The 8,374-nt window shown below is 68.6% G+C and carries 13 protein-coding genes and 1 tRNA gene; 5 read left to right on the top strand and 9 right to left on the bottom strand.

The window, feature by feature from the left end; genetic code table 11:
* Window positions 1-92: 92 nt before the first annotated feature.
* Window positions 93-230, top strand: a complete 138-nt coding sequence (locus DS843_RS06580; protein ID WP_286191968.1) for a DUF1127 domain-containing protein — start codon at window positions 93-95, stop codon at window positions 228-230.
* A gap of 18 nt (window positions 231-248) precedes the next feature.
* On the opposite strand, the gene DS843_RS06575 is transcribed toward DS843_RS06580, so the two are convergent.
* The gene (locus DS843_RS06575) at window positions 249-722 is read right to left on the bottom strand and encodes a low molecular weight protein-tyrosine-phosphatase (RefSeq protein ID WP_149468065.1); all 474 of its coding nucleotides are present in this window, start codon (window positions 720-722) and stop codon (window positions 249-251) included.
* A gap of 69 nt (window positions 723-791) precedes the next feature.
* Between DS843_RS06575 and cobB the strand changes: the two genes are divergently transcribed.
* Both cobB and DS843_RS06565 read left to right on the top strand, forming a co-directional pair.
* Window positions 792-1,538, top strand: coding sequence for a Sir2 family NAD+-dependent deacetylase (cobB, locus tag DS843_RS06570; protein ID WP_286191967.1), 747 nt, complete (start codon window positions 792-794; stop codon window positions 1,536-1,538).
* Window positions 1,535-2,125, top strand: a complete 591-nt coding sequence (locus DS843_RS06565) for a uracil-DNA glycosylase family protein (protein ID WP_149468064.1) — start codon at window positions 1,535-1,537, stop codon at window positions 2,123-2,125. Before cobB ends, DS843_RS06565 begins: the two co-directional genes overlap by 4 nt.
* 117 nt (window positions 2,126-2,242) lie before the next feature.
* Here the strand turns inward: DS843_RS06565 and DS843_RS06560 are convergent, their stop codons facing one another.
* Entirely contained in the window at window positions 2,243-2,728 is a 486-nt protein-coding gene (locus tag DS843_RS06560; protein WP_475849051.1) for a metallopeptidase family protein, read from the bottom strand.
* Window positions 2,729-2,777: 49 nt separating this feature from the next.
* On the opposite strand from DS843_RS06560, the gene DS843_RS06555 reads away from it, so the two are divergent.
* Window positions 2,778-3,080: a 4a-hydroxytetrahydrobiopterin dehydratase gene (locus tag DS843_RS06555; RefSeq protein ID WP_149468063.1), complete on the top strand. Its 303-nt coding sequence runs from the start codon at window positions 2,778-2,780 to the stop codon at window positions 3,078-3,080.
* Window positions 3,081-3,100: 20 nt separating this feature from the next.
* Here DS843_RS06555 and modD read toward each other — a convergent pair whose 3' ends face one another.
* From modD to DS843_RS06530, 5 genes are read right to left on the bottom strand one after another with little or no spacing between them, the layout of a single operon-like run.
* Window positions 3,101-3,928, bottom strand: a complete 828-nt coding sequence (modD, locus tag DS843_RS06550; RefSeq protein WP_149468062.1) for a ModD protein — start codon at window positions 3,926-3,928, stop codon at window positions 3,101-3,103.
* A 20-nt stretch (window positions 3,929-3,948) separates the two neighbouring features.
* Window positions 3,949-4,941, bottom strand: a complete 993-nt coding sequence (locus DS843_RS06545; RefSeq protein WP_149468061.1) for a magnesium transporter CorA family protein — start codon at window positions 4,939-4,941, stop codon at window positions 3,949-3,951.
* On the bottom strand, window positions 4,938-5,846 hold the full coding sequence (gene folD, locus DS843_RS06540; protein WP_149468060.1) for a bifunctional methylenetetrahydrofolate dehydrogenase/methenyltetrahydrofolate cyclohydrolase FolD: 909 nt from the start codon (window positions 5,844-5,846) through the stop codon (window positions 4,938-4,940). Before folD ends, DS843_RS06545 begins: the two co-directional genes overlap by 4 nt.
* A complete protein-coding gene (locus DS843_RS06535) occupies window positions 5,839-6,198 on the bottom strand; it encodes a DUF167 domain-containing protein (RefSeq protein WP_149468059.1) in 360 nt (119 codons plus the stop codon). The genes folD and DS843_RS06535 overlap by 8 nt, the downstream gene beginning before the upstream one ends.
* Window positions 6,198-6,482, bottom strand: coding sequence for a YggT family protein (locus DS843_RS06530; protein ID WP_149468058.1), 285 nt, complete (start codon window positions 6,480-6,482; stop codon window positions 6,198-6,200). The genes DS843_RS06535 and DS843_RS06530 overlap by 1 nt, the downstream gene beginning before the upstream one ends.
* 206 nt (window positions 6,483-6,688) lie before the next feature.
* Here DS843_RS06530 and DS843_RS06525 point away from each other — a divergent pair.
* Window positions 6,689-6,764 (top strand) — tRNA-Ala (locus DS843_RS06525).
* Between the two features lie 131 nt (window positions 6,765-6,895).
* On the opposite strand, the gene DS843_RS06520 is transcribed toward DS843_RS06525, so the two are convergent.
* Window positions 6,896-7,585, bottom strand: coding sequence for an ABC transporter permease (locus DS843_RS06520; RefSeq protein WP_149468057.1), 690 nt, complete (start codon window positions 7,583-7,585; stop codon window positions 6,896-6,898).
* Between the two features lie 3 nt (window positions 7,586-7,588).
* On the bottom strand, window positions 7,589-8,293 hold the full coding sequence (locus tag DS843_RS06515; RefSeq protein ID WP_149468056.1) for an ABC transporter permease: 705 nt from the start codon (window positions 8,291-8,293) through the stop codon (window positions 7,589-7,591).
* Between the last annotated feature and the right edge of the window lie 81 nt (window positions 8,294-8,374).

The following is an 8,374-nucleotide window of genomic DNA, read 5'->3' as shown; positions in this document are numbered from 1 at the left end:
ATCGCCGCGCTCGGCGATGATACGGCCATCAGCTTGCCCGCCGTGGCCGCCTGATACCCCCGGCCAGATCGCGGGGAACCATGATGATTGGCTTGTCCAATCCTACACCACGGCACGGGACACGATCCCAGCGCGCCGCCCTGCTCTCCCTGTCCGACCGGGAATTGCGGGACATCGGCATCACCCGCTACGACGCCGAAACCGAAGCCCGCAAGCCCCTCTGGCGCTGAAGGGTCACGTCACCCGTCTCACAGCCGGTCGCGCCGGATCGCCTCCAGAAGCCCCTTCGCTCCGGCCTCGCACAGTTCCAGCACCTCCGTGAAATGCAGGCCCTCGCCGTAATAGGGGTCGGGCACCTCGCGCTTCGGCGCATCCGGGGCGTGGTCGAGGAACAGGGCGACCGTCGCCCGGCTGTCCGGCGGGGCCATGCGCCGCAACTGCGTCAGATGCCCGCCGTCCATCGCAAGGATGTAATCGAAGTCGGCGAAGTCCGCCGCGATGACCTTGCGGGCGCGCAGGTCCGACAGGTCCACCCCGCGGGCCTTGGCAGCCTGCTGGCTGCGCGGGTCGGGCGGCTCCCCCACATGGTAGCCGTGGGTGCCCGCCGAATCGGTTTCGATGCGGCTCTCCAAACCGGCTTGCCGAACCAGATCGCGGAACACACCTTCCGCGGTGGGCGACCGGCAGATGTTGCCCGTGCACACGAACAGGACCTTGACCATCCCGGTTTCCTCATCTTTCGTCTGTGGACCCGAGATCCAGCAGCCGTTCCCCGAAGCCGCCAGGGTGCCATGACCAACGCCGACATGACCATCGCCAACCATCTGAAACCCACGGACTCCATCGTCATCCTGACCGGTGCCGGCATTTCCAAGGAATCCGGCCTGGACACCTTCCGCTGCGCCGGGGGCATCTGGAGCCAGGTCGATCTGGAGGACGTCGCGACGCCGGAGGGCTTCGCCCGCGACCCGGCGCTGGTCCACCGCTTCTACAACGACCGGCGGCGCGGCCTGCGCGACCCCGCGGTGCAGCCCAACGCCGCCCATGCCGCCCTGGCGGAGCTGGAACGGCGCTGGAAGGGCGACCTGCTGCTGGTCACCCAGAACATCGACGACCTGCACGAGCGCGCCGGATCGCAAAGGCTGATCCACATGCACGGGGAGCTGAACGCGGTCTTCTGCCGCCATTGCCGCCACAAGCTGGAGCGCTGGACGGGCGACCTGTCGGTGGAGGACGTCTGCCCGTCCTGCGCCCGCAAGGGCGGGATGCGCCCGGACGTGGTCTGGTTCGGGGAGATGCCCTACCAGATGGAGCGGATCTACCGCGCGCTGGGCGCCTGCGACCTGTTCGTCTCCATCGGCACGTCCGGCAACGTCTATCCCGCCGCCGGCTTCGTGGCGGAGGCGCGCAGCGCCGGCGCCCTGACGGTGGAGCTGAACCTGGAGCCGTCGGCGGGCGCCAGCCTGTTCACGGACTCCGTCAACGGCCCGGCGACCGAGGTCGTCCCGGCCTTCGTGAACGAGTTGCTGAGCCTTTGACGGACGATCTCAAGGACCTGTTCGAGCAAGCCCGCGCCTGCCGGCTGTGCGCGGCGGTCCTGCCGCACGGCTGCCGCCCGGTGCTGCGCGGCAGCCCGTCCGCCCGCCTGCTGATCGTCGGGCAGGCGCCGGGGGCGCGGGTGCACGCCACGGGCATTCCCTGGAACGACCCGTCGGGCGACCGGCTGCGCCAATGGCTCGCCATGGATCGCACGGCCTTCTACGACGAGAGCCGGATCGCCATCGTCCCCATGGGCCTCTGCTATCCCGGCACGGCGCCGAAGGGCGGGGATTACCCGCCGCGCCCGGAATGCGCGCCCCTCTGGCACCCGCCGTTGCGCACCGCCTTGACCGGGGTGCGGCTGACCCTGCTGGTCGGCAGCTACGCGCAGGCCCACTATCTGGGCAACCGCCGCAAACGGACGATGACCGACACGGTGGCGGCGTGGCGGGAGTATCTGCCGGAGTTCCTGCCCCTGCCCCACCCGAGCTGGCGCAACACCGCCTGGCTGAAGAAGAACCCCTGGTTCGACGCGGAGCTGGTGCCCGCTCTGCGCCGCCGCGTGGAGGAGGCGCTGGACGGGTGATACGGACGGCGCCTGTTGGCTTCGCCCGTATCACCCTTTCAATCAATGCTATCGCATTGATCTGTCGGGTCTGACCGTGGGCGGATGATGGAAGTCATCATCCGCCCACGGTATGACTCACCCCTCCATGTCCTCGATGCGCTCCATGTCCTCGTCCGACAGGCCGAAATGGTGGCCGATCTCGTGGATCAGGACGTGGCGGACGATGGCGAACAGATCCTCGCCCGTCTCGCACCAGTAATCCAGGATCGGGCGGCGGTAGAGGAAGATCATGTCCGGCCCGCTGCGCAGGTCGGCGACGCTCTGCCGCGTCATATCGACACCCCGATAGAGGCCGAGCAGGTCGAAGGGGCTTTCCAGCTCCATCTCGCGCTCGGTCTCCTCGTCGGGGAAATCCTCGACATGGATGGACAGATTGGCGATGGGAGCCAGAAGCTCCCGCGGGATGGTCTCCAGCGCGTCCTCGGCCATCCGCTCGAGGTCGGGCGTGGAAGGGGGAACGCTGTGGGGGTGTGCCGGTTTGCGCATCATACCGGGGAAGGTAGCGCCGCTTGCCGCCCAGGCCAAGCGGCGGTAAACCGGAATGCGGGACCGATCGCGCATGATCCGGTCCGCCAAGCCATCAATAGGCAGCCAACAACAAGGGGGAACCATGTCGGACAAGCTGGTGGGCGCCAAGCGGCAGACCGCTCTGAAGGAACTGCACGGCTGGGCGGAGGTGCTGGAGCGCGACGCGATCCGCAAGACCTACCACTTCCCCGACTTCCCCACCGCCTGGGGCTTCATGAGTCAGGTCGCCCTGCTGGCGGAGCGGCTGAACCACCATCCGGAATGGTTCAACGACATGGGCCGCGTGGAGATCATCCTGTGCACCCGCAGCGCCGACGGGTTGACCCAGGCCGACGTCGATTTCGCCCACCGCGTGGACCAGATCGCCCCGCGCCACGACCGCTGACTCTCAAGTGTCCGGGGCGCTCAGGCCGGCTCCAGCACCACCTTCACGTCCGCCGGGCGTCCGAAGAAGGGCGCGGTGGTGACCAGAAGCGGGCAACCGGCGGCGGCGTAGGCCGCCGCGTTGTCCTCCGTCACGCCGCCCGCCGCGGCGACGACCGGCGGGCGCGGCAGGCCGCGCGTCGCCGCGACCACCGCGCGGGCCTCCTCCGGGGTGCGCTTCTCCAATTGCAGCACGTCGGCCCCGGCGCGGGCGAAGGCGATGGCGTCCTCCACCGTATCGACCTCCACCACGATCTTCTTTTCCGGAGCCCGGCGGCGCAGGTCGGCGATCCAGCTTTCCGGCGCACCGGACAGGAAGGCACGGTGTTCGGGAAAGACCAGGATCGTTTCCGACAGGCCCAGCCGGTGCATCACCGCCCCGCCGGCCAGCACCGCCTTGACCGACAGGTCCTTGGCGCCGGGAAAGTTCTTGCGGGTGCAGGCGACGGTCGTGCCTGGAGCGGCCTCGACGATGCGGCGGGCGCGGGAGGCGATGCCGGAGGCGTATTCGACCAACGTCTGCGCCACCTTCCAGCCGCGATGAAGGGCGCCCGCCGGCCCATGCCCTTCCAGAAAGAGCGCCCCGGCTTCCACCGCCGTGCCGCTGGGAAGAACGGACGTCACCGTGCCGCCGGCCTTTTCGATCAGGCGGGCGGCTTCCTCCGTCCCGGCCAGCACCATGGCGCCGCGCGCCTTGAAGAGGATGCGCGCCGGGACGGCGGCGATGCCCAGCGTGTCGGTGGTCAGGTCGCCGTAAGGAACGTCCTGGACGAGAAGCGCGTCGAGCGCGGCATCGGACAGGACGATCATCGGCGGTTCCCTTTTTCCGGTTAAAGCCACCCGCGGCGGCGGAAGTACCAGAGCGGCACGACGGCGGACAGCACCATCAGCACGATCGCCATGGGGTAGCCGAAGTTCCAGTCCAGTTCGGGCATGTGGTGGAAGTTCATGCCGTAGGCGGACGCGATCAGCGTCGGCGGCATCAGCGCCACGGAAACGACCGAGAAGATCTTGATGATCGCGTTCTGCTCGATGTTGATCAGGCCCAGCGTGGCATCGAGCAGGAAGTTCGCCTCGTGCGCCAGGAAACCGGCGTGCTCGTTCAGGGAGCGCAGGTCGCGCGTCAGGGTCTTCAGCGCGGCCTTCTGCTCCTTGGTCAGCCGCCCGGCGGCGACGGAGGACAGGAAGGCGACCAGCCGGTCCAGCCCGGCGAGGCTGTCGCGCACCTTGTGCGTCAGGTCGCCGGCCCGTCCGATGCCGCGCAGAACGTCCTGCAGCTCGTCCGGCTTCTTGGAGCTTCCCCCGATTTTCTTACCGTCGAGCGAGTCGGTGAAGATGCGCGTGGACAGCCCGTCGATGCGGGCGCCGATCAGTTCCAGCACGTCGGCCACCCGGTCGATCACCGCGTCCAGGATGCCCAGCAGAGCGTCCTCCGCGCTCGCCAGAAGCTCCGGCTGGCGGCCGGTCCGCGCGGCGAAGGTGGCGACGGAGCGCGGCTCGGTGAAGCGCACCGTGATCATGTGCCGGGGGGTCAGGACGAAGGTGACCTCGCCCTGCTCCGGCATGGGCGAATCGGCCCGCGCGATCACGGAGGAGGTGAGGTAGATGGCCTCCCCCTCCGTGTAGAGCTGGCTCGACGCCTCGATTTCCTTCATTTCCTCGCGCGTCGGCAGGTCGCAGCCGGTGACGGCGCCGACATGCGCGCGCTCCGCCTCGTCGGGGCGGAGAAGATCGATCCACACCGTGTTGGGCGGCAACGGCTCGCCGAGGGCGAGCGGCTGCTCGACCACGCGGCCGCCCACACGGGCGTGGACCGTGATCATGCAAGGGCCTCGGCGGGGACCGGTGCGCCGGCGGCGCGGCAGGCGGCGGCCAGCGTGTTCAGCATCAGGCAGGCGATGGTCATCGGCCCGACGCCGCCGGGCACCGGCGTGATGGCGCCCGCGACCTTGACGGCCTCGTCATAGGCCACGTCGCCGACCAGCTTCGTCTTGCCCGGCTCGGTCGGGTGCGGCACGCGGTTGATGCCGACGTCGATGACCACGGCGCCCGGCTTGATCCAGTCGCCGCGCACCATCTCCGGACGGCCCACCGCGGCGACCAGGATGTCGGCGCGCCGGCATTCGCCGGGCAGGTCCTGGGTGCGGGAATGGGCGACGGTGACCGTGCAGTCCTGCTGGAGCAGAAGCTGCGCCATCGGCTTGCCGACGATGTTGGAGCGGCCCAGCACCAGCGCCCGCTTGCCCTTCAGGTCGGCGCCCAGCGTGTCGCGGAGCAGCAGCAGGCTGCCCAGCGGCGTGCAGGGCACGATGGCGCCGGGGCTGCCGGTCGCCAGCAGGCCGGCGTTGACGACGTGGAAGCCGTCCGCGTCCTTTTCCGGGACGATGCGGGCCAGCACCTTTTGGGTGTCGATGTGCTTGGGCAGGGGAAGCTGGACCAGGATGCCGTGCACCGCCGGATCGGCGTTCAGCCGGTCGACCAGGGCCAGCAGTTCCGCCTCGCCGAGGTCGGCGGGCAGATGGTGGTCGAAGCTGTTCATGCCCAGGTCGGCCAGCGCCTTTTCCTTGGACCGGACATAGACCTGGCTGGCCGGGTCCTCGCCCACCAGAACGACGGCGAGGCCGGGGGTGACGCCGTGGCTGGCCTTGAGAGCGGCCACACCCTCCGCCACGCGGGCGCGCAGCCCCGCGGCGAACGCCTTGCCGTCGATGATCTTCGCCTCAGCCATCGCTGTTCCCCGTCTCACAGCTTGCAGGTTCAACCAGCGCCGTCAGGCGGCGCATCAGGTCGGCCGGATCGCCGGCCACATGGACAATCTTGTTCCGGTCGGTGGCGCCGGCCACCACCGTCAGGCTGGTCTTCGGCAGTTTCCACGCCTTGGCCAGCAGTTTCACCACCGCCTCGTTCGCCTTGCCGTTCTCCGGCACGGCGGTGACGGTCACCTTCAGGGCCGTTCCTCCCGAAGCGGTCGCGGCCAGCCCGGCGACGGCGTTGCGCGACGCCTTGGGCGTCACACGCAAGGCCAGCCGGACGCCGTCCGCCACCTCTTCGAAGGGGCCCGCCTCGAAGGGGCCGGCCATCAGAAGCGCGGCCAGTATTCGGCCATCAGGTTGCGGATGAAGAAGATCAGCAGGATCAGCACGAGCGGCGACAGGTCCAGACCGCCCATGTTCGGCAGAACGCGGCGGATCGGGCGCAGCACCGGTTCCGTGATGCGGTACAGGAAGTCGCCGATGACATAGACCGCGCGGTTGCGGGTGTTGACGACGTTGAAGGCCACCAGCCAGCTCAGCACCGCCGAAGCGATGAGCAGCCAGACGTAGAGGCTGAGAACGGTGTCGATCAGCAGGTAGAGCGCAATCATGCCCGGCCCGTCCCTTTATTGTCCGATTTTGCGGGGCACCCTAAGCACAAGCGGCGAGTGCTGTCCAGTGCCGCGCGGAGGGCCATCTCCATCCCCTTGGCCATCCCCTTCCGTGAACCGCCGATGCCCGTCATCGGGCGCGTTCAGAGGGCTTGACAGGCTCCGTCGGCATCACCATTATCCGCCGCACGCCGGTGACGGTGTGTGGGGCCGTAGCTCAGCTGGGAGAGCGACGCGTTCGCAATGCGTAGGTCGGGAGTTCGATCCTCCTCGGCTCCACCAATTCCCCCTCGTAGCAGGGGATGCATGATGAAGCGGCCTTGGGCCGCTTTTTTCATGTCCGGGATTTGGGTGTTGTCGCGACGGGGCCCCTCCCTAACCCTCCCCTGCGAAGCAAGGGAGGGGGCAAAGAGCTACCCTCGCGCCCTCAGATACGGCGTCATGCGCCACTCGGCGTAGCGGATCAGGCGCGAGGCGAGGAAGTTCAGCAGCAGGTAGATGCTGCCCGCCACGATGAACACCTCGAACACCGCGAAGCTCTGCGCGATGAGCTTGCGGGCGATGCCGGTGATCTCCAGAAGCGTGATGGTGCTGGCGAGCGAGCTGGCCTTCACCATCAGGATCACCTCGTTGCCATAGGCCGGCAGCATCTGGCGGATCGCCACCGGCATCACGATTCGCCGGAACAGCAGCGAACGCGACATGCCGCAGGCGCGCGCCGCCTCGACCTGCCCCTGGGGCACCGACAGGATGGCGCCGCGCAGGATCTCGCTGGTGTAAGCGCCCGTGTTCAGCGTTAGCGCCAGGATCGCGCACCAGAAGGGCTCGCGCAGATAGACCCAGAGGAAACTGCTCCGCACCAGCTCGAACTGGCCCATGCCGTAATAGATCAGGAAGATCTGCACCAGCAGCGGCGTGCCGCGGAACACGAACACATAGGCCGCCATCAGCCGCTCGGTCACGCGGTTGCCGTACAGCCGCAGCAGCGCCACGGCGAAGGCCACCCCGGCGCCAAACAACAGCGCCAGCCCGACCAGTTGCAGGGTCACCGGGACGCCGCGCAGAAGGGTGGGCACGCTGTCCCACATCAGTTCCCAGTTCACGGGTCAGGCCCTCCGCACGCCGCGGTTCGCGTAGCGCTCCGCCCGCTCGAACGCCACCGTGGAGACGGAGGTGAGCAGGAGGTACAGCACCGCCGCGGTGGTGTAGAACAGGAACGGCTGGCGGGTGGAGCCCGCCGCCACATGCGACACGCGCATGATCTCGGCCAGCGCCGTCACGGAAATCAGCGCCGTGTCCTTCAGGGTGAGCTGCCAGACGTTGCCCAGCCCCGGCAGGGCGTAGCGCAGGGTCTGCGGCACCAGGATGCGGCGCAGGATCAGCCAGCGCGACATGCCGCAGGCGCGCGCCGCCTCGATCTGGCCGTGGGGCACCGCCTGGACCGCGCCGCGGATCACCTCCGTCGAATAGGCGCCGGAAATCAGGCCGACCGCCAGCACACCGATGGAAAAGGCGTTCAGCTCGATGTAGCCGTCATAGCCGAAGACCCGGCCGACGGCCATGACCATGCCGCTGCCGCCGAAGAACAGCAGATAGATGACCAGCAGTTCCGGGACGCCGCGGACGACGGTGGTGTAGACCTCCGCGATACCGGTGAGGGCGAGGCTGCGGCTGAGCTTCGCCGACGCGCCGAGCGACCCGAAGACGAGGCCGAGAGCGAAGGCCGACACCGACACGGCGACCGTCATCGCGGCCCCGCCGAGAAGCTGGCCGCCCCACCCGTTCGGGCCGAAGGAGAGAAGTTCGAACATGGGCTCCGAAATGGGCTCCGAACCGGGTTCCCCTCTCCCCGCGACGGAGGAGAGGGGGACATCCCTTCACATGATGGCCGG

Origin of the sequence: Roseomonas genomospecies 6 (genome assembly GCF_008365375.1) — a bacterium.
In the GTDB taxonomy this organism is placed as follows: Bacteria; Pseudomonadota; Alphaproteobacteria; order Azospirillales; family Azospirillaceae; genus Azospirillum.
This window is presented reverse-complemented; position numbering and strand designations above follow the sequence as displayed.

Excerpts from the sequence above, each read along its gene's own strand:
- DS843_RS06515 (WP_149468056.1), bottom strand. The coding sequence starts at position 8,293 with ATGTTCGAACTTCTCTCCTTCGGCCCGAACGGGTGGGGCGGCCAGCTT.
- DS843_RS06555 (WP_149468063.1), top strand. The coding sequence starts at position 2,778 with ATGTCGGACAAGCTGGTGGGCGCCAAGCGGCAGACCGCTCTGAAGGAA.
- DS843_RS06535 (WP_149468059.1), bottom strand. The coding sequence starts at position 6,198 with ATGGCCGGCCCCTTCGAGGCGGGCCCCTTCGAAGAGGTGGCGGACGGC.
- DS843_RS06545 (WP_149468061.1), bottom strand. The coding sequence starts at position 4,941 with ATGATCACGGTCCACGCCCGTGTGGGCGGCCGCGTGGTCGAGCAGCCG.
- cobB (WP_286191967.1), top strand. The coding sequence starts at position 792 with ATGACCAACGCCGACATGACCATCGCCAACCATCTGAAACCCACGGAC.
- modD (WP_149468062.1), bottom strand. The coding sequence starts at position 3,928 with ATGATCGTCCTGTCCGATGCCGCGCTCGACGCGCTTCTCGTCCAGGAC.
- DS843_RS06530 (WP_149468058.1), bottom strand. The coding sequence starts at position 6,482 with ATGATTGCGCTCTACCTGCTGATCGACACCGTTCTCAGCCTCTACGTC.
- DS843_RS06575 (WP_149468065.1), bottom strand. The coding sequence starts at position 722 with ATGGTCAAGGTCCTGTTCGTGTGCACGGGCAACATCTGCCGGTCGCCC.
- DS843_RS06560 (WP_475849051.1), bottom strand. The coding sequence starts at position 2,728 with ATGCGCGATCGGTCCCGCATTCCGGTTTACCGCCGCTTGGCCTGGGCG.
- folD (WP_149468060.1), bottom strand. The coding sequence starts at position 5,846 with ATGGCTGAGGCGAAGATCATCGACGGCAAGGCGTTCGCCGCGGGGCTG.